Source organism: Halobaculum magnesiiphilum (assembly GCF_019823105.1).
GTDB classification, from domain to species: Archaea; Halobacteriota; Halobacteria; order Halobacteriales; family Haloferacaceae; genus Halobaculum; species Halobaculum magnesiiphilum.
Map to the genome: position 1 here is coordinate 324,900 of NZ_CP081958.1, position 19,200 is coordinate 344,099.

Genomic DNA, 19,200 nt, shown 5'->3' on the forward strand with positions numbered 1-19,200 from the left:
CGGGCGGTCGATCCCTCAGGGCCCGGAGGACACGTCGCCGACACCGGACGGGTCGACCGCGACGTCGGCCGCCGCGGCCACGTCAGCGGTCAGGAGCAGCACCAGCACACACGCCAGAACCGTCACCGCCGTCGCCACGAGTCTCGGATGAATGCGACCGACCGCCGCCAGTGTCGATCCGCCCGTTCGCGATCGGGGTGAGCGAAGCATGGAGGCCGATGGGCGTGCGTGTCCTTAACACTCATGGCCCCGGCCCGTCCGCCGTCCGGGTCTCATATTCCCCCCGTAGAGCGCTTGATTCCTCCGTATTCCCGTTAGTATTAAATATTCAACTGGCGATGTTCTACGTAGTTATGACCGAGAACGTATTCGAGCGATCGATGGGCGCCGCCCTCGAGACGCTCTTCGATCGATCGGCCGGCGAGCTCGTGATCGTCGACCCCAACGCCGCCGTGATCGAGTCGCTCGTCGACGCGGGATCCGACTACGACGACGAGCTTCCGACGCTGAACGTGCTCGCGGACGGCCGGATGCTCAAGGACGTGATGGACGACTTCCTCGTCGCCGGCGACGCCGCCGACCTGGTCGACGCCGGGTCGATGACGCTGCGCGAGCTCGACGGGGACGCGGACAATACGCTCGTCGTCGGCGAGGACGAGCTGTACGCCGTCGTCTCGGCGGGCGAGCACGTCGCCGCGCTCGCGGCCGACGACGAGTCGTTCGCCGCCGACGCCTACGAGACGTACCGCGACCAGTGGGCGGACGCGGCGGCGTTCAACCTCCGAACGCCGGCGCTCTCGCGCGTCCGCGAGACGCTGGACGAGGACATCGGCGAGGCGGCCCGCGCCGACTTCGACTCGGTGCTGGCGTCGCTGGAGACCGCCCGCGGCGACGGCGACGGCCTCGACGAGGTGACCATCTCGCTGCTCGTCGCCGCGAAGAACGACGTGCTGCTGTACGACATCAGCAAGTGGGGCGAGGACGTGGGCATCGCCTCGAAGGCGACGTTCTCGCGGACGAAGACCCGCCTGGAGGACCTGGGGCTCATCGACACCGAGAAGGTCCCCATCGACGTTGGGCGCCCCCGCCTGCGCCTGAAACTCGGCGACGACCGGCTGCGCGACGCCTCGAGCGACGAGCTGGCGAGCGTCGCCCACCGACTGCTGAACTGAGCGTCGAGTCCGTTCGCGGATCCCGACAGCCGACCCCGCCGACCGACCATCTTTTTGTGCGATTCACCCCACGGGCGGGGCATGGACATCGCAATCGTCGGTCCCGACCCCGCCGCCGAGCCGCTGCGGGGCGCCTTCGCCGACATCGAGGCGAACGTGATGGAGGTGGAGGCCGGCCTCCTGGACGGGTTCGACTTCGCGGTCGTCGTCGGCACGACCGGCGACGACGCCTTCCGCACCGCGACGCGGCTCGTCGACGACTGGGTCGCCGTCGAGATCGGGGGGATCGGCGGCCGCGCGATCGAGGGGCTCGACGCCGCGGTCACCGTCTTCTCCGCCGAGACCGGCTGTTACGACTGCCTGCGCGACCGCGTTCGCGCCAACGTCCCCTCGACGGACGCGACGCCGCAGGGCACCCGCAGCGCCGTCCGCTTCGCGGGGGCACTCGCGGGCCGGCGCGCCATCCAGCACCTCTCGGGGGACGGGGTCGCCGGCACCGTCTCTGAGGTCGACGGGCCCGAGCGGACGTTCCTCCCGTCGCCGGGGTGCGACTGCGGCGCCGCGCCGACGGGGTTCGAGCTTCGCGCGCCCACGGAGCCGGTCGACCTCGACGACGCCGTCGACCGGATGGACCGCGCGGTCGACGACCGACTCGGGGTCGTCACGGACGTGGGCGAGCGCGAGTCGGTGCCGGCGCCGTACTACATCGCGCGGACGACCGACACCGCGGCGTTCGCCGACACGCGCTGTACGGAGTTCGCCGCCGGCGTCGCCGCCGACTGGGACGCCGCGTACGCGAAGGCGATCGGGGAGGGGCTGGAACGCTACTGTGCGGGCACCTACCGCGCGTCGTCGTTCCGGTCGGCGCCCACGACGGGCGTCGTCGACGCCGTCCCGGTCGATCGGTTCGTTCGTCCCGACGATACGGAGACGCCCGACCCCGAGGATCACATCCCGTGGATCGCCGGGATCGATCTGGCGACCCGCGAGTCGGCGTCGCTGCCGGCGGAGTTCGTCGTGTTCCCGCCGCCCGAGGAGCGGTTCGCCCCGGCGATCACGACCGGGCTCGGGCTGGGGAACTCCACGGCCGAGGCGGTGCTGTCGGGGCTGTACGAGACCGTCGAGCGGGACGCCTCGATGCTGTCGTGGTACTCCACGTTCGAGCCGATGGGGCTGTCCGTCGACGACGAGGGGTTCGAGACGCTGCACAAGCGGGCGCGCGCCGAGGACCTCTCGGTGACGACGCTGCTGCTCACGCAGGACGTGGACGTGCCCGTCGTCGGGGTGGCCGTCCACCGCGACGCCGAGGCCGACGAGTGGCCGCAATTTGCGATGGGGTCGGCCGCGGACCTCGACGCCGCGGCCGCCGCCCGGAGCGCGCTCGCGGAGGCGCTGCAGAACTGGATGGAGCTGCGCGCGATGGGGCCCGAGCAGGCGAATCAGGAGGAGGGCGCCATCGGCTCGTACGCGGACTTCCCCGAGCGCGTCCGGGAGTTCGTCTCGCCCGAGGTGACGGTCCCCGCCGAGGACGTGACCGACGACGAGGCGGCGGCCCTCGACGGCGTCGCCGAGGTCGAGGCCGTCGTCGACCGCCTCGCGACCGCCGGGCTCGACGCCTACGCCACGCGCCTCACCACCCGCGACGTGGCGGCCCTCAGCTTCGAGGGCGTGCGCGTGCTCGTCCCCGAGGCGCAGCCGCTGTTCACCGCCGAGCCGTTCTTCGGCGACCGGCTGGAGACGGTCTCGGCGTCGATGGGGTTCGAGCCGGAGCCGGAGAAGGCGTATCATCCGTTCCCGTGAATCGGTAGTGCTGAACCCCGTCGTGGCGCGTGCCGCCGCGACTCCGTTCGCGGCGGACGCGCGCGAGGGATGAGCACCGCAACGCGAACGCAGTGAGCGTGAGGAGCGCAATCGGTTGGGGAGGAGGTGGCTGCGGTGTGGTGCTGTCGGGTGGGACTGAAAGGGGCCGGCGCCGTCGGCGAGCGAGACGACGCAAGCACTGCAGCGATCGCCGAAGGCGCGAGCGAAGCGCGCAGCGAGACGCAGCCGTCGACGGCGTCGGGGGCTTTCCCTCCTTCTCGGTCGTGATGACTGCCCCAACCAGGCCGATAGCGACCGCTGTAGAAACCCCGGCAGCTCCGATAACCGATCGAACCCGGAGCGTTCTTGCCCGCCACCCCACACCGATCACCCACTCGAATGCCCCGGTTCGTCCACTACTCCGACATCGAGAACGTCTACGACGACCCCGAACGGGCGGGTCGCCTCGCCGGCCTGATCACCGCCCTCGACGGCCCGGACGCCGCCGTCGTCGGGTCCGGCGACGACACCGCCCCCGGCGTCGCGGCGACGGTCTCGAAGGGGCGCCAGGCGGTCGACTTCTTCCGCGCCGTCGGCACCGACGTGGAGACGTTCGGTAACCACGACTTCGACTTCGGCACCGACGCGACCCGCGCCATCGTCGCTGACTCCCCCCAGACGTGGGTGTCGGCGAACGTCCGCGACGAGGACGGCGAGCCGTTCGGCGCGGCCGAGGGCGTCGTCCCGTGGACGGTCGAGGTCGTCGACGGCGACCGCGTCGGGTTCCTCGGCGTCACCGACCCGAGCACGGACTCGCTGAACCCCGCGGCCGCCGACATGACGTTCACTGACCCCTACGAGGCCGCCCGGGAGGCGATCGCGGCGATGGACGGCGACGCCGACGCCGAAGCCGGAACCGGCCCCGAGGACGAGGGCGACAGTGTCGACTACGTCGTCGCCGTCTCCCATCTCGGCGGCGGCGACGACGAACTCGCGCGCGTCGACGGCGTCGACCTCGTGCTCGGCGGCCACATCCACAGCGAGCGCGCCGAGGAGGTCGACGGCGTCCTGTGCACCCGCCCGGGCGTCAACGGCGAGACGGTGCTGGAGGTGACGCTGGACGACGACGGCGCGAGCGTGACGCGCCACAGCCCCGCCGACGCACCGGTCGACGAGCACCTCGCCGACGGACTCCGCGAGCGCATCGCGGCCGCCGGCCTCGACGAGGTCGTCGGCCACGTGGACGAGCCGATCGTCCGCACCGACGCGACGGTCCACGGCGGCGAGTGCCGCCTCGGTAACCTCGTCGCCGACGCCTACCGGTGGGCCGCCGACGCCGACGTGGGGATCCAAAACGCCGGCGGGCTCCGGCTGGGCGACGACCTCGCGGGCGACGTGACGCTCGCGGACCTGCTGTCGGTGCTGCCGTTCGAGGAGCCGATCGTCGTCGTCGAGCTCACGGGCGCGGAGCTTCGTGCTGCGTTCGCGGAGATGTCCGCCTCCGTCGTCGACTTCGGCGAGGAGGACTGGTGGCACGGCCACCTCAGCGGCGCGCGCGTCCTCTGGGACGACGACCGCGAGGAACTCGTCGACGCGCGCGTCGACGGCGAGGCGATCGACCCGGAGCGGCTCTACCGCGTCGCGACGCCGGAGTACCTCCTGCACTCGGATCACGAGTTCCCGACGATCGAGGAGCGCCACCGCGCCGGCGAGCACGGGATCCAACACGAGGTGCTCGGCGAGTACGTGCGCGAGCACGGGATCGCCCCCGAGATCGAGGGTCGGATCCGGCGCGTGTCGGGCGAGGACGCGGATGTCGAGGACGCGGCGCACGCGGGGGATGCCGCGGACGCCACGGGGACCGGGGCCGACGCCGCATCCGCCGACACCCCGAGCGAGTCGGGCGATCCGGGCGACGCGTCGGCGTCCGGCCGCGTCGACGACGAGTGACGGTCGAGGTCCGTCGCCGGCGGCGGACCGGGACGCTCCCCTGTCAGCGGTGAACCAAGAGGAAGTGTTTACACGCGTCGGCGCGTCCGACCGACAATGACGTTGGTCGTCGTACCGGTTCGATACCCGCTCTCGAAACACTCCAAGGCGACGCTGTCCGAGGCGATCCGGATCGCCGAGGAGCGCGACGCCGAGTTGACTATCCTCCACGTGGACCTGTATCAGGAGGGCCGGGAAGTGACCCGGACGCAGCTCAAACGCGCGGTCGAGCGCGAGTTCGGCCGGCTCCCCACCGTTCGCTATGTCATCCGCCGGGGGTTCCTCGTGGAGGAGACCATCCTCGACGAGGTCGCCGCCGAGGAGGCCGACGTGGTCGTCATCGGCGCCAAGCAGGCGAGCCGCTGGCGGCGGACCATCCGGAAGCTGTTCTCCGATCCCGACATCGAGACGTTCCTGAAGGGGAAGCTCGACGCGACGGTGATCACGGTCCGCGCGAACGGGGAGTCGACGGAGCTCGCGCCCGCGAACAGTGGCCGCGGCGACCCGTGACGGGCGACGACGACCGGAACGGCGGCGCCGGGGACACCGACACCGGCGTTCCCGCGACCCGCCGAGCCCTCCTGGATGCGCTCGGGGACGGACCGGTGACCGGGCCGGCGCTGGCCGACCGCCTCGGCGTGTCGCGCGCGGCAGTCTGGAACCACGTCGAGGCGCTGCGCGAGGCCGGCGTCGCCGTCGAGAGCGCCGCCGACGGCTACGTCGTGACCGACGTGTCCGGGTACTCCGGCGAGGCGATCGCCTACGGCCTCGACGCGCCGTTCGACGTGGAGTACCACGACGCCGTCGGTTCGACGAACGACCGCGCCCGCGAACTCGCGGCCGCGGGCGCGGACGATGTCGCGGTCGTTGCCGACGAGCAGACCGCCTCGCGCGGCCGGCTCGACCGCGAGTGGGTGTCGCCGCCGGGCGGCGTCTGGCTGTCGGTCGTGTGCCGCCCCGAGGTCCCCCCCGCCCACGCCCCGGCGTACACGCTCGCGATGGCCGTCGCGGTGACGCGCGCCTGTCGCGAGACGGGTGTCGACGCGCGGATCAAGTGGCCCAACGACGTGCTCGTCGGCGACGACGGGGGGACCGGGGCGGAGTCGACCGAGCGCGGCGGCCGGAAGCTGTGCGGCATCCTCACCGAGATGGAGGGGGAGGCCGACCGCGTCTCCTGGCTCGTCGTCGGCGTCGGCCTCAACGCGAACGTCGACCCCGCGGACCTGCCGGCGTCCGCCGACGCGACGAGTCTCCTGGCCGAGCGCGGCGGGCCGGTCGACCGGCGCGTGCTCGTCCAGCGGATCCTGGAGGGGTTCGACGACCTCCGCGGCGACCTCCGCGGGGCCGTGTCGGCCTGGGAGGAGTATGCCGACACCGTGGGCCGACGCGTCCGCGTCGAGACCCCCGGCGGCGTCGTGGAGGGCGAGGCCGTCGGGATCGAGTTCCCCGGCGCGCTCGTCGTCGAGACCGACGAGGGGACCGTCCGGGTGACCGCGGGCGACTGCGAGCACCTGCGGCCGGCCGACCGCTGATCGGCGCGTTCGCTACGTCGCGTCGTCGCCTCCGCGGACCCCGAACCGTCGCCTCGGGACGCTCGACCCGTTCTCTCGCAAACCTCGTTACGTCGCGTCCGCGACCCGAACCGTGAGTACCGGCACGCTCGAGGACCGGACGACCTTCTCGGCGACGCTGCCCAGCAGCAGTCGGTCGATGCCGCCGCGGCCGTGCGTCCCCATCACGATCAGGTCGCAGCCGTTGTCCTCGGCGTAGCGGACGATCTCCCGGCTCGGCGAGCCGTCGATCACCGCCGTCTCGACCGGGACCTCGTAGTCGTCGCCGAGCGCCTCGACCAGCGACACCGCGTCCTCGGCGTCGCCCCGGAGCATCTCGTCGATCCCCTCCCAGCTCGACTCCATCGGCATCCCGGCGTACGACGCCGAGTTGACGACGTACAGCGCGTGGACGGTCGCCCCGTGCTGGACCGCCAGGTCGACGGCGTGGCGGACCGCGCGCTCGACGCCGTCGGAGCCGTCGGTCGGAACGAGGATCCGGTCGTACATCCCCATGTGACTGTCTGTCGTACCCAGACGGCGGGGTCGCATTAAGGCTTCGCACGACGGCACCGGCGTCTCGCGATTCCGTGTTTCGATTCGTAACGTACGGGTACCGCGGTTCCGACGACCGAGCCGACGGCTCGCGGAGAACTGCGTCACACGCGAAAATCGCGGTCGGCTCGGCTCGGTGCCGGGGTCGAGCGCCGTCGATTACAGGCGGCCGACTTCCTCGACGCTCACGCTCTCGACGCCCTCGACGTCGGAGAACGACTCCTCGACGGCCTCGGTGCCGCCGGCGTCGTCGGGGACGACGACCATCGGCAGAAGGGCGACGAGGCCGAACGCGACGTCGTCGCGCTCGACGTTGCGGATCTCCGCGCCCTGTGGGAGCGACTCCTCCAGCTTCTGCTGGAGCTCGTCGAGGTCAATGTCGGGGCTCTGCGGCATGACCTTCATCTTCGCGGCGACCTTCCCCATCGTTACGGCCCCCGGAACCCGCAGTCGGGACACTCGAAGAGGTTGCTCTGCTTGCGGCACTTCGCGCAGCGACTGATCTGCGTGCCACAGTCGGGGCACTTGAACGTCGCCGCGGCCGTCCCCGCGACGTTGATGCCACAGGAGACGCAGCGTCGCTCGGAACGCTGCTCGGACTCTGACTGGCTCATACGGCTAGAGACCGGCGCGCGGCTTTTAACGGTTGTCTTTCAGACGGCGCGAACGGTACATCCAGCCCCCATCATGTGGGTCGCTGTCGTGCGAATTGTTGTCGTGCGAAACCTGATTGTGACTGGTGTCGTGCCGACTGCTCACGCGATCACGAGCGGCCCGAGCAACACGCCCATCAGGTGGACCCGTCGGCAGCCGAGCCGGACGGGGACGAAGCCGACCGCGGCCGCGGCGACGAGCACGGCCACCCCGAGCGGGCCGGCGAACGCGAGCGACAGCAGCGCCAGCCCGACGATCACTCCCGCGACCAGCGGGGCGTGCGGGAGTCCGCCGACGACGCGGAGCGCGGCGTCGCCGACCAGCACGACCGCGACGGTTCCGACCGCCCCCGCGACCACCACCGCCGAGAGCAGCGCCGGGAGCGCGGCCGGGACGCCCGCCCCGTCGAGGGCGACGAACACGCCCGAGCGCGTCGCGTCGAACGACCAGTACGCGAACAGCGCGAACACCGCGGTCGCCGTGTTCGCCCCGCTGGTCGCGACGACGTACTCCCGCGCCGGGTCGCGGCCGGCGGTGGCCGGCAGCGCCAGCACGGCCGCCACGCCCGCGGAGACGCCGGGGAGGTACCCGACCGCGGCGCCGCCGCCGGTGCCGGCGGCGGCCGCACCCGTCAGCTCGCGACCGGACAGCCCCAGGCGGGCGTCGGCCTGCGACGGGACGCCGGCGCCGCCGAGCGCGTCGACCAGCACCGGCACGCCGAACAGCCCGGCGAACAGCGGGGCGAGGACCCCGCCGGCGGCGACGAGCGGGTCCGTCGGCGCATCGAGCGTGACCAGTCCAAGCGCCGTCGCGAGCGCGAACGAGAGCGCGCCGGCGAGCCGACAGCGGTTGCTCGACTCGGTGAGCACGAGCAGTAGCGCCACCCCTGCGAGCACGACCGGCAGCCACGCGCGTAGATACGGATACGCGACGCGCATCCCCGCGGTGACGACGGCCGCGGCGGGGAGCGCCAGTGCGAGCGCCACCCCGGACCCGACCGCCGAGAGACGCATCGCCTCGCGCCCGCGCCCCTCCGCGACCAACCGATGGCCGGGGAGCGCCGCGGCCGCCATCGCGGCGTCGGGGAGGCCCAACGCCAGCGACGGCACGATGTCGAGGAACGTGTGGACGACGCCGGCGGCCACCATCGCACAGCCGAGCGGGACCGGCGGGGCGTCCAGCGCCGGCGCGGCGGCCGCCAGGAGGAACGCGAAGTTGTTCGCGTGCAGCCCGGGGACCAGTCCGCTGCAGCAGCCGAGCGCACAGCCCGCGAGCGTGTACGCGAGCAGAACGGTGCCGGCGGGTGGGGCGACGGCGAGAACTCCGGCGGGCGGGACGACGGCGGGAAGCGGGAACACCGGGACGGAGTGGATCCGTCATCCGGTTTCAACGCTCGGGTCCCGAGCGACGCTCGAAGCTCGACGGGCGAGCCGCCGCGGCCGTCGCTCATATCGGCGGCGCTGTCCCTCGGGAGTAGGCCTCGAAAGAAGTGCGATCTGCGGTCGAGTCGGTCGAGACGAGTGAGCGTCGCCGGCGTCAGCCGAAGAGCTCGCCCAGGCCCTCGCCCGAGCCCTCGTCGTCGTCCTCGTCGTCGTCGTCAGCGGCGGCCTCGTCGGCGGCCTCCTCCTCGGCCTCGTCGTCGCCGTCGTCGGCCTCCGCCTCGTCGGCGGAGCCGCCGGCGGCGCCGGCCGAGGCGCCCGCGGCGGGCGCGGCGGCGGCCGTCTCGATGGCCTCCTCGATGTCGACGTCCTCCAGCGCGGCCACGAGGGCCTTCACGCGGGATTCCTCGACGTCGACGCCGGCGGCTTCCAGCACCGCCGTGACGTTGTCCTCGTTGATCTCCTCGCCCGTCTCGCTCAGGATGAGTGCAGCGTAAACGTATTCCATGGTCCTGTGTAGTGTGTCTTATCCGAACATCGCGCCGAGGCCCTCCGCTCCGTCGCCGTCGTCGTCATCGTCGTCGGCGTCGTCGGGCTCGGCTTCCGTGTCCTCGTCGTCGCTCGATTCGTCAGTCTCCTCCTCGGCCTCGGCGGCCGGCTCGGGCGCGGGCGCCTCGACGCCGCGGAGCTCCTCGGGGAGCGCCTCGTCGTCGTCGATGGCGGCCGCGAGCGAGCGCAGCTGCGCGTCGGCGCGGCTCACGAGGTCGGGCATGAGTTCCTCGTCCTCGATGGCCGCGAACAGGCCGACGGACTTCGCCTCGCCGGCGGCCTTGCCGAGCAGGGTGCCCGCGGTGCGGGCGGTCGGGTAGGCGGCGTTGACCGAGAGGTTCCGCGCCGCCGCCGCGGCGGACTGGACGTCCGCGCGGTACTCGTCCACGTCGATGGCGAGCTCGTCCGGCTCGAACAGCACGCCGTCGGCGAAGACGGCGCGCAGGTCCAGCCCGACTTCCTTCGGCTCGATGCCGAGCTCGCCGAGCACGTTGGCGAGTTCGTCCGACACCGCCTCGCCGGCGTCGAGCACGTGCGAGTCGGACATGACCTTGATCGACCCGCCGTCGATCCGGGCGTCCGCGCCCACCTGCTGCAGCTCGCCGACGAACGGACCGGGGTCGACCCCCGTGTCACCCTCGGGGATGACGACGTCGTTCGGGGCGACCTCGCCCGCGCCGATGGGCGCGGACGTCTTCGACGCCTCGAGCTGCTTGTACAGCCCGAAGGGGTTGTCGTCCGTCCCGATGAGGCCGACGTGACCGGAGACGAACTGTCCCAGGTCCTCGACGCCCTCGTCCACCTCGTCGAGCGCGCGCTCGATGAGGGTGTTGCGGGACATCCGCAGCTCGGCCCGCCCGTGCAGGTCGCGGCGCATGTCCTGGAGCTGCCGGCTCGGGATGCCCGTGAGGTCGACGACGCCGACGGCGTCGTACGAGTCGACGAAGTCGGTCAGCTCGGCGACCTCCTGGCGCTTCCACTCCGGAATGGTCTCGGTCTTGCGCTCCTCTGCGGCGCTCATACGGGCACCTCCACGGACGGCCCCATCGTCGTCTTGACGTAGATGCCGTCGATGTTGAGCGGCCCCTTCTCGAGGTCCGCCTCCAGCCGGCGGACGATCACGTCGATGTTGTCGGCGATCTCGTCGGCCGTCATGTCCTCGGCGCCGACGCGCGTGTGGAACGTGCGGCGGTCGCGCGAGCGGATCTGGACGGTGTTTTTCATGCGGTTGACGGTTTCGACGACGTCGTCGTCGGGCTGGAGCGGCGTCGGCATCTTGCCGCGCGGCCCCAGAATGCGCCCGAGGTTGGACGCCACGTCCTGCATCATGTCGGCCTCGGCGATGAAGAAGTCGGTCTCATCGGCGAGATCCTTGGCGTCGTTCTCTTCGGATGCGAGCTCCGAGAGGTCGTCGCCCGACAGGACTCTGTCGGCTACGTCTTCCGCGCGCAGGGCGGTCTCGCCCTCCGCAATGACGACGATCTGTGTCTCCTGGCCGGTGCCGGCCGGAAGCACGACTTCGTCGTCAACTCGATTCGACGGGTCGTTGAGGTCCAAGTCCCGGAGATTGATCGCCAAATCCACGGTCTCGCGGAAGTTGCGAGGGGGGGCGTCCTCCAGTGCTTGGGATACTGCGTCCTCGATTGAATCTGCCATTTTTCACCTCCGTAGTACGCAGGAATGCTCCTACGGGTCAGTGAAACAGGCGTACGCCTGTCTCACCGTCGAATCCGCCCACGCGACACTTAAGACCGTCGAAGGGCCGAGGGGCGCGAGAGCCGTTCACACGGCCCGCCACGGCTGCGGTCGTCGCCCGTGATCGCCGACGAGTCGCCGACGCCGTCGCTGACGGGAGGCGGTCGCGAACCGACCGCCGAATCCGGCGGCCGGGGGCGAGAAGTGGAACCGGAGTTACGCCGTCGCTTCCTCGGCGAGGACGTCGTCGTACTCGCCGGCGTCGACGCGGTCGTCGAACGTGCGGGCGTCCTCGCCGTCGATGGTGACGCCGAGCGACGCGCACGTGCCGCCGACCTCCTTGGCGGCGGCCTTCACGTCGTACGCGAGCAGGTCGGACAGCTTCTGCTCGGCCACCTTCCGAACCTGTTCGACGGTCATGTCGGCGACGAAGTCCTTCTGGGGCTCGCCCGAGCCCGTCTCGAAGCCGACCTCGTCCTTGATCAGTTCGGCCGTCGGCGGGACGCCGACCTCGATGCTGAAGGAGCCGTCGTCGTCGTATTCGACGGTGACGGGCACTTCCATGCCGTCGAACGCGGCGGTCTGGTCGTTGATCTCCGAGACGACCGCCTGCACGTCCACCGGCGTCGGACCGAGCTCGGGACCGAGCGGCGGGCCGGGATTGGCCTGGCCGCCGGGAACGAGCACTTCGATGGTTCCAGCCATACGTTCGGATTCCCCGTCGCGTCGTTTAAGGATTGTCTTTGCGACCGCTTCCGGCGATCGCGTGGGTGTGAACCGCTCGCATTCGGGCTCCGGATCATCGGCGCTTATGCCCGGCGGCGACGGCGTCGAACGCATGTCCGAGTCGGACTCGATGGCGTACACGAGGCTGGGCGACACCGGGCTGGAGGTGTCGCGCCTGTGTCTCGGCTGCATGAACTTCGGGAGCGAGCGGCCGTGGATGATGAACGACCGCGACGCGAGCGTCGACCTGATCCACGAAGCCCTGGATCTCGGCATCAACTTCCTCGACACCGCGAACGTGTACTCGACCGGCGAGAGTGAGGAGATCGTCGGCGACGCCGTCGCCTCCGCGAACCGCGACGAGCTCGTCCTCGCCACGAAAGTCTTCGGCGAGATGCGCGACGGCCCCAACGGCTCGGGCCTCTCGCGCAAACACATCCTCGATCAGGTGGAGGCCAGTCTCGATCGGCTCGACACCGACTACATCGACCTGTATCAGATCCATCGCTGGGACGAGGAGACGCCGATCGAGGAGACCCTCTCCGCGCTCGATCACCTCATCGAGACGGGTCGCGTGCGCTACATCGGCGCCTCCACGATGACCGCCTACCAGTTCACGAAATCCCTCTACACCAGCGACATCGAGGACTACGAGCGGTTCGCCTGCATGCAGCCCGAGTACTCCGCGGTCGCCCGGTACGAGGAGGCGAACCTCCTGGACGTGTGCGAGGGCGAGGGCGTCGGCGTGATCCCGTGGTCGCCGCTGGCGGGCGGCTTCCTCACCGGAAAGTACGACCGGGATTCGGAGCCGACCGACGGCACCCGCGGGGCGGCCTCCGAGTCGGTTCGGGGGTACTTCACCGAGGAGAACTGGGCCGTGCTCGACGCCGTCCGGAGCGTCGCCGAGGAGGTCGACGCGACGCCCGCGCAGGTGGCGCTCGCGTGGCTGCTCGAACGGGAGGTCGTCACCGCGCCGATCATCGGGCCTCGGTCGGTCGAGCACCTCCGCGAGAACGTCGGCGCGATCTCGGTCGACCTGAGCCCCGAGCAGGTCGAGCGCATCGCCGAGCCGAAGACGCCGCGGTATCCCGCCCCGTAGCGCGAGATCATCCCGGTCTGCAGGCCCGGCCGGTGTCCCCGGCGTGTCGCCGGGGCGGTATCCCTCTCCGGCGCCGGGACGATTATCTATCTGCGCCGAGTCCGTGTGTCGCGTGAGCGACCCACACGAGTTCGACGGGATGACGTACACGAAGCTCGGCGACACGGGGCTCGACGTGTCCCGGTTGTGTCTCGGCTGCATGAACTTCGGATCCGGGGAGCCGTGGATGATGAACGACCGCGACGCGAGCGTCGACCTCATCCACGAGGCGCTCGATCTCGGCATCAACTTCCTCGACACCGCGAACGTCTACTCCACCGGCGAAAGCGAGGAGATCGTCGGCGACGCCGTCGCGTCGGCGAACCGCGACGAACTCGTCCTCGCCACCAAGGTGTACTGGGACATGTTCGACGGCCCGAACGGCTCGGGCCTCTCGCGCAAGCACATCCTCGATCAGGTGCAGGCGAGTCTCGACCGGCTCGACACCGACTACATCGACCTGTATCAGATCCACCGCTGGGACGACGACACCCCGATCGAGGAGACGCTCGCGGCCCTCGACCACCTCGTCGAGAGCGGGCGGGTTCGATACATCGGCGCCTCCACGATGACCGCCTATCAGTTCACGAAGGCGCTGTACACCAGCGACATCGAGGACTACGAGCGCTTCGCCTGCATGCAACCCGAGTACAACGCCGTGGACCGCCACGAGGAGGCGAACCTGCTGGAGGTCTGTGCCGGCGAGGACGTGGGCGTGATCCCGTGGTCGCCGCTGGCGGGCGGCTTCCTCACCGGAAAGTACGACCGCGACGACGACACCGAGGAGGGATACCGGGCCGAGACGGACGAGTACACCCGGAACCGATTTACGGACGAGAACTGGGCCGTGCTGGACGAGATCCGCGCGATCGCCGACGAACGGGGCGTCACGCCGGTTCAGGTGTCGCTCGCGTGGCTGCTCCACCGCGACGTGGTGGACGCCCCGATCATCGGCCCCGGATCGAGCGAGCACCTCCGCGAGAACGTCGCCGCCCTCGGCGTCGATCTGACCGACGATGAGATGACGCGTATCGAGGCGCCCAAGACGCCGCGGTGGCCCGCGCCCGGGAAAGACTGAGCTCCCGCGAGCACGCGCAGACATAGAAGACTTGTCCATAGGCGGTACGGTTTTCCCCCAGCACGACAGCCACCCGGCATGGAGACCGAGTCGCTCGTCGAGACGCTGGAGGCGGCGGGCCTGTCGCCGTATCAGGCGGAGGCGTACGTCGCGCTGCTGGAGTTGGGGACGGCGTCGGCGACCGACGTGGCGGAGGCGAGCGGCGTCCCGGCCCCTCGCATCTACGACGTGCTACGGACGCTCGAAGAGCGGGAGTACATCGAGACGTACGAAGCCGGCTCGCTGCAGGCGCGGGCACACAGCCCGTCGGTCGTGTTGGAGGACCTCCGGAGACGGGCCGACCGGCTGGAGGCGGCCGCCGAGGAGGTCGAACAGCGATGGGAACAGCCCGAGTTGGAGGCCGGCGGCGCCAGCATCGTCACGCGGTTCCGGACCGTCATCGAGCGCGCGGAGGCGTTCATCGAGGAGGCCAGCCACCAGATCCTGCTGTCGACGACGACCGCGAACCTCCGACGGCTCGCGCCCGCGCTGCGCGACGCGACCGACCGGGGCGTCTCGGTGCGCGTGTCCGTCCACACCGACGACGCGAACGAGCGGCCGGACCCGACCCTGTTCGAGGACATCTGCATGGAGGCGCGCCACCGCCCGCTTCCCGCGCCGTTCGTGGCGCTGGCCGACCGCAGGCAGGCCTCGTTCGCCCACCACCCCGACTTCTACGACCGCTACGGCGTCCTCGTGAACGACCGGACGCATACGTACGTGTTCTACTGGTACTTCCTCACGACGCTGTGGGAGCCGTGGAAGTCCGTGTACGACGCGAGCGAGCCGGGGCTTCCGATCGAGCATCTCGACGTTCGCCACCTCGTTCGCGACCTCCGGGAGCTGGGGTGGCAGAACGCCCCCATCCGCCTCCGCGTCGAGGGGTACGAGACCGACACGGGCGAGGAGTGCACCGTCGAGGGCACCGTCGTCGACGTGCGGGTCCCGTTCGCCTCGGAGGCCGACACCGGCTTCGAGCTGGCCGGACAGGTCACGGTCGACCTCGACGTCGACGGCGAACACGTCAGCGTCGGGGGGTGGGGCGCGATCGTCGAGGACGTCGAGGGAACGAGACTCACGATCGTCGACGCGCCGATCGAGTGAACGGGGACACGCGAGTCACACGGCAATCGTAATTGGCTCGGGGGGAGTGTGATTTTTTGTCGGCAGCGTAAACCGATGCCCGGTTTCGACTGCAGGCGGGCCGTCGGAGTGATTGCGACGGTGGCACGCAAAGCGGCCGTGACGGCGGTTCTCCCGCCGATCCTCCGCGGCCACCATTGCGTGCCTGTTCTTAACAACTACTGTTGTAAAAGCCATAGCCTATATTAATGATTGTTCCCTATACCACCCTGATGTCTGACGACAACACACGGAACGGGGTATCGCGGCGGGACTACCTCGCTGCGGCCGGCGGCGCCGGGGCGACGCTCGGGCTGGCGGGCTGCATGGGAGGCGGCAACGGTGGCGGCGGGGGCGGAAACGGCGGTGACGACGGCACCGGCGAGCCGATCGACACGGAGCCGCCCGAGGAGGACGTGACCATCCAGATCGCGGCCGACTCGAACTTCGCGAACGCGGCCGAGGATATCAAGCAGACGCTCCACGAGGACGGTGGACTGCCGGACAACATCTCCATCGAGTTCCTCGCCGGGTCGTTCACCACGGGCGACCGGCGCTCGCAGTACCAGCAGATCCTCTCGGCCGGCCAGGAGCGACCGACCGTCCTGATGATGGACAACGGGTGGACGATCCCGTTCATCGCGCGCGGCCAGCTCGCGAACCTGAGCGAGGAGCTGCCCAGCTCCATCGTCGACCAGGTGCAAAGCGAGTACCTGTCGAACATGGTCGCCACCGCCCAGGACACCGAGGGCGACCTCTACGGGATCCCGCTGTTCGCCGACTTCCCCACCATCCAGTACCGCAAGGACCTGATGCGGGAGGCCGGCTACACTGACGAGGACTTCGACACGTGGGCGACCGAGCCGATGACGTGGTCGGAGTTCTCGACGGTCGTCACCGACACCCTCGAGGCGACCGACACGCAGGACGGATTCACCTGGCAGGGGGCTTCCTACGAGGGGCTCGCGTGCTGTGACTTCATCGAGTTCATGGGCTCGCACGGCGGCTCCTACTTCGGCGAGTTCGAGAACTACTTCGGCCCCGTCGGCGACCGCCCGGTCACCGTCGACGAGGAGAACGTGATCAACGCCGTCCGCATGATGCGGACGTTCATCCACGGGCAGGACGACGAACACTCGCTGGAGGGGTACGACCAGATCTCCCCGCAGGCGGTGGTCCAGTACACCGAGGAGCCGTCGCGTGAGCCCTTCACGAACGGCAACGTCGTCGCGCACCGCAACTGGCCGTACTCGATCAACATCAACGGCGCCGAGGACGTCTTCGGCGAGGACCTTGGCGTGATGCCGATCCCGTACGCGGTGTCCGAGGAGGACTCCCCGTACAGCTCCATCGGCGGGACCACCTCGGCGCTTGGCGGGTGGCACCTCACCCTCAACCCGAACGCGAACGACAGCCGCAAGCGCGCCGCGCTTCAGCTGTTCCGGGCGCTCCAGGAGGACGAGGTTCGCCTCCGCATGTTCGAGATCGGCGGATGGACGCCGCCCATCTCGGACCTCATCAACACAGAGCGCACCCGGGAGCTCGAACTCATCGGCCGCTACGTGGACACGCTGCAGGTCGCCGGCGAGGCCGCCCTACCGCGTCCGGTCACCGTCGTCTGGCCCCAGGAGTCGAGCCAGATCGCCAGCGAGGTCAACGCAAGCATCCGCCAGGAGAAGGGCCCGGAGCAGGCGATGACCGACCTGAAGGAGTCGCTGGAGTCGATCGAGAGCCAGGCGTAAGCCGGCCGGCTCCCGCACCACACTTAAGACCATCATTTCCAATTGTTACCAAGACGCATGAGCACAGACCAACAGACGGGCGACCTCCCCGGCGGGACACGGAGCGGGCCGTACGCGAGCGCCGTCCGGTGGATGGAGAACCTGTCGGAGACACAGTACGCGTACCTGTTGTTGAGTCCGGCGCTCCTGCTGCTGGGCGTCGTCGCGTTCTGGCCGCTGTTGTCGACGTTCCGCCTGTCGCTGTTCGCCGACAGCTTCGGGCAGGCGAGCGTCGGGAACTTCGTGGGCCTCGGGAACTACGTGGCTATCGTCACGGGCGAACGGACCGCGCTGTTGCCGTCGCCGTTCCTGCCGCAGTCGCTGACGGTCAACGCGATGTTCAACAGCGCGATCGCGGTCACGTTGGTGTTCACGATCATCAGCGTCTCGATCGAGACGGTCATCGGCTTCGCGCAGGCGCTGATCCTCGACCAGGAGTTCCGCGGTCGCCGGTGGGTCCGGGTCGCGATCATCCTCCCGTGGGCGATCCCGATCGTCGTCCAGGGGATGATCTTCTACCTGATGTTCCAGCCGAACATCGGCTTCCTCGTCGGGACGCCGGAGGCGCCGGCGCTGTTGAACTCGCTGGGGCTGATATCGTTCACGCCGCTGGCGAACGCACAGGACGCGACGATGATCGTCATCGTGGCCGACGTGTGGAAGACGACGGCGTTCATGGCGCTGCTCATCCTCGCGGGGATGCAGTCGATCGACCGGAGCCTCTTCGACGTGGCGAAGGTCGCGGGCGCCTCGCCGTGGCAGCGCTTCAAGTACATCACCCTGCCCATCATCCTCCCGACGGTGATGGTCGCGATGCTGTTCCGGACGATCCAGGCGATGCGGATCTACGGGCTCATCGAGACAGTCGCGGGGTGTACGACGGTGCCGTCGCTGTCGTGTCTGGTGGTGACGACGTTCAGCAACCGGATGCTCGGCTCCTCGGCGACGGTCGCGTTCATCACGGCGGCGGTCATCGGGGTCGTCGTCTCGGTGTACATCGTCGGGTACGCACGGGGTGATGTGGCATGACGAACGAACCGCGAACGGACGGCGGCGTTCAGGGAGAACCGGAACTCAAGCGCGGGCCGCTCCAGCGGTGGGTCGCGAAGTCGATCAAGGACCCGGAGCGCGCCTACCGGGCGATGTTCTACGTCGCGACGATCTTCTTCCTCGCGACGACGCTGTTCCCGTTCTACTTCCTGCTCGTGCTGGCGGTGACGCCGGACAACGCGCCGCTGAGTCTCGCGTTGTGGCAGACGCCGACGAACGTCGGCGTGTTCCTCGACGTGTTCGAGCGGATCAATTTCCTGCGATACATGTTCAACAGCCTCGTGCTCGCGCTGTCGACCACGGTCATCGTGTTGATCCTGGCGAGCCTCGCAGGGTACGTGTTCGGTCGGCTGGAGTTCCCCGGGAAGGCGCCGCTCATGCTGCTGGTGCTCGCGATCAGCTACTTCCCGCCGGCGGCGTTCTTCGTCCCGCTGTACCGGCTGTTCACGGGGAACGTCATCAGCGGGTTGAGCCTCTACAACACGCCGGGATCGATGATCCTGCCGTTCAGCTCGTTGTTCATGCCGCTGTCCATCTTCATCCTCACGACGTTCTACGGACAGATCCCCGACGGACTGGAGGACGCCGCGCGCGTCGAGGGGACCACCCGACTGGGGGCGCTGTTCCGGGTGATCATCCCGCTGTCGGCGCCGGGCGTCGCCACCGCCGGTGTGTTGACGTTCATCTCCGTGTATAACGAGTTCTTCTTCAGCCAGCTCATGAACAACGGGCAGCCGGAGAACTGGGCGCCCATCGTGGGCGGCCTGCTCCAGCTGCAGCGGGCGGGACAGTTCGAGGTCACCTACGGCGTGATGGCCGCGGGCAGCATCGTCGCGGTGGTGCCGGTCGCCATCCTCGTCGTGGTCGCACAGGAGCGCATCGTCAGCGGACTGACGGCGGGCGCACTCAAGGAGTAACCAACA

Annotated in this window: 20 protein-coding genes; 11 read left to right on the forward strand and 9 right to left on the reverse strand. The window is 69.8% G+C overall.

Features of this window, described 5'->3' with window-relative positions:
* Positions 1-15: 15 nt before the first annotated feature.
* Complete coding sequence (locus K6T50_RS01790; protein ID WP_222607739.1) at positions 16-210, reverse strand: hypothetical protein; 195 nt, start codon at positions 208-210, stop codon at positions 16-18.
* A gap of 143 nt (positions 211-353) precedes the next feature.
* On the opposite strand from K6T50_RS01790, the gene tbsP reads away from it, so the two are divergent.
* The 5 genes from tbsP to K6T50_RS01815 all read left to right on the forward strand — a co-directional run bounded on the left by tbsP (position 354) and on the right by K6T50_RS01815 (position 6,493).
* Complete coding sequence (gene tbsP, locus K6T50_RS01795) at positions 354-1,172, forward strand: transcriptional regulator TbsP (protein ID WP_222607740.1); 819 nt, start codon at positions 354-356, stop codon at positions 1,170-1,172.
* 81 nt (positions 1,173-1,253) lie between these two features.
* On the forward strand, positions 1,254-2,972 hold the full coding sequence (locus K6T50_RS01800; protein ID WP_222607741.1) for a YcaO-like family protein: 1,719 nt from the start codon (positions 1,254-1,256) through the stop codon (positions 2,970-2,972).
* A 399-nt stretch (positions 2,973-3,371) separates the two neighbouring features.
* Positions 3,372-4,922 carry a bifunctional metallophosphatase/5'-nucleotidase gene (locus K6T50_RS01805; RefSeq protein WP_222607742.1) on the forward strand — a complete coding sequence of 517 codons (1,551 nt, stop codon included), beginning with the start codon at positions 3,372-3,374 and terminating at the stop codon, positions 4,920-4,922.
* Between the two features lie 96 nt (positions 4,923-5,018).
* Positions 5,019-5,471, forward strand: a complete 453-nt coding sequence (locus tag K6T50_RS01810) for a universal stress protein (protein WP_222607743.1) — start codon at positions 5,019-5,021, stop codon at positions 5,469-5,471.
* A complete protein-coding gene (locus K6T50_RS01815; RefSeq protein WP_222607744.1) occupies positions 5,468-6,493 on the forward strand; it encodes a biotin--[acetyl-CoA-carboxylase] ligase in 1,026 nt (341 codons plus the stop codon). Before K6T50_RS01810 ends, K6T50_RS01815 begins: the two co-directional genes overlap by 4 nt.
* 87 nt (positions 6,494-6,580) lie before the next feature.
* Here the strand turns inward: K6T50_RS01815 and K6T50_RS01820 are convergent, their stop codons facing one another.
* The 8 genes from K6T50_RS01820 to K6T50_RS01855 all read right to left on the reverse strand — a co-directional run bounded on the left by K6T50_RS01820 (position 6,581) and on the right by K6T50_RS01855 (position 12,048).
* Positions 6,581-7,027, reverse strand: a complete 447-nt coding sequence (locus K6T50_RS01820) for a universal stress protein (RefSeq protein WP_222607745.1) — start codon at positions 7,025-7,027, stop codon at positions 6,581-6,583.
* A gap of 198 nt (positions 7,028-7,225) precedes the next feature.
* Complete coding sequence (locus K6T50_RS01825; RefSeq protein WP_222607746.1) at positions 7,226-7,492, reverse strand: elongation factor 1-beta; 267 nt, start codon at positions 7,490-7,492, stop codon at positions 7,226-7,228.
* A gap of 2 nt (positions 7,493-7,494) precedes the next feature.
* Positions 7,495-7,680 (reverse strand): HVO_2753 family zinc finger protein, encoded by a 186-nt coding sequence (locus K6T50_RS01830; protein ID WP_073309961.1) that lies wholly within the window; start codon positions 7,678-7,680, stop codon positions 7,495-7,497.
* Between the two features lie 141 nt (positions 7,681-7,821).
* A complete protein-coding gene (locus K6T50_RS01835) occupies positions 7,822-9,078 on the reverse strand; it encodes a tripartite tricarboxylate transporter permease (protein WP_425601394.1) in 1,257 nt (418 codons plus the stop codon).
* Between the two features lie 178 nt (positions 9,079-9,256).
* A complete protein-coding gene (rpl12p, locus tag K6T50_RS01840; RefSeq protein WP_222607747.1) occupies positions 9,257-9,607 on the reverse strand; it encodes a 50S ribosomal protein P1 in 351 nt (116 codons plus the stop codon).
* A gap of 18 nt (positions 9,608-9,625) precedes the next feature.
* Entirely contained in the window at positions 9,626-10,669 is a 1,044-nt protein-coding gene (locus K6T50_RS01845) for a 50S ribosomal protein L10 (protein WP_222607748.1), read from the reverse strand.
* Positions 10,666-11,304 carry a 50S ribosomal protein L1 gene (locus tag K6T50_RS01850; RefSeq protein ID WP_222607749.1) on the reverse strand — a complete coding sequence of 213 codons (639 nt, stop codon included), beginning with the start codon at positions 11,302-11,304 and terminating at the stop codon, positions 10,666-10,668. The genes K6T50_RS01845 and K6T50_RS01850 overlap by 4 nt, the downstream gene beginning before the upstream one ends.
* 255 nt (positions 11,305-11,559) lie before the next feature.
* Positions 11,560-12,048 carry a 50S ribosomal protein L11 gene (locus tag K6T50_RS01855; protein WP_222607750.1) on the reverse strand — a complete coding sequence of 163 codons (489 nt, stop codon included), beginning with the start codon at positions 12,046-12,048 and terminating at the stop codon, positions 11,560-11,562.
* A gap of 151 nt (positions 12,049-12,199) precedes the next feature.
* Between K6T50_RS01855 and K6T50_RS01860 the strand changes: the two genes are divergently transcribed.
* From K6T50_RS01860 to K6T50_RS01885, 6 genes are all read left to right on the forward strand, one after another.
* Positions 12,200-13,168: an aldo/keto reductase gene (locus K6T50_RS01860; RefSeq protein ID WP_222608789.1), complete on the forward strand. Its 969-nt coding sequence runs from the start codon at positions 12,200-12,202 to the stop codon at positions 13,166-13,168.
* Between the two features lie 139 nt (positions 13,169-13,307).
* Complete coding sequence (locus K6T50_RS01865) at positions 13,308-14,285, forward strand: aldo/keto reductase (protein WP_222608790.1); 978 nt, start codon at positions 13,308-13,310, stop codon at positions 14,283-14,285.
* Positions 14,286-14,363: 78 nt separating this feature from the next.
* Positions 14,364-15,428 (forward strand): TrmB family transcriptional regulator, encoded by a 1,065-nt coding sequence (locus K6T50_RS01870; protein ID WP_222607751.1) that lies wholly within the window; start codon positions 14,364-14,366, stop codon positions 15,426-15,428.
* A 251-nt stretch (positions 15,429-15,679) separates the two neighbouring features.
* Complete coding sequence (locus tag K6T50_RS01875; protein ID WP_222607752.1) at positions 15,680-17,188, forward strand: extracellular solute-binding protein; 1,509 nt, start codon at positions 15,680-15,682, stop codon at positions 17,186-17,188.
* A 57-nt stretch (positions 17,189-17,245) separates the two neighbouring features.
* Complete coding sequence (locus K6T50_RS01880; protein ID WP_425601395.1) at positions 17,246-18,256, forward strand: carbohydrate ABC transporter permease; 1,011 nt, start codon at positions 17,246-17,248, stop codon at positions 18,254-18,256.
* On the forward strand, positions 18,253-19,194 hold the full coding sequence (locus tag K6T50_RS01885) for a carbohydrate ABC transporter permease (protein WP_222607753.1): 942 nt from the start codon (positions 18,253-18,255) through the stop codon (positions 19,192-19,194). Before K6T50_RS01880 ends, K6T50_RS01885 begins: the two co-directional genes overlap by 4 nt.
* The last annotated feature ends 6 nt before the right edge of the window (positions 19,195-19,200 follow it).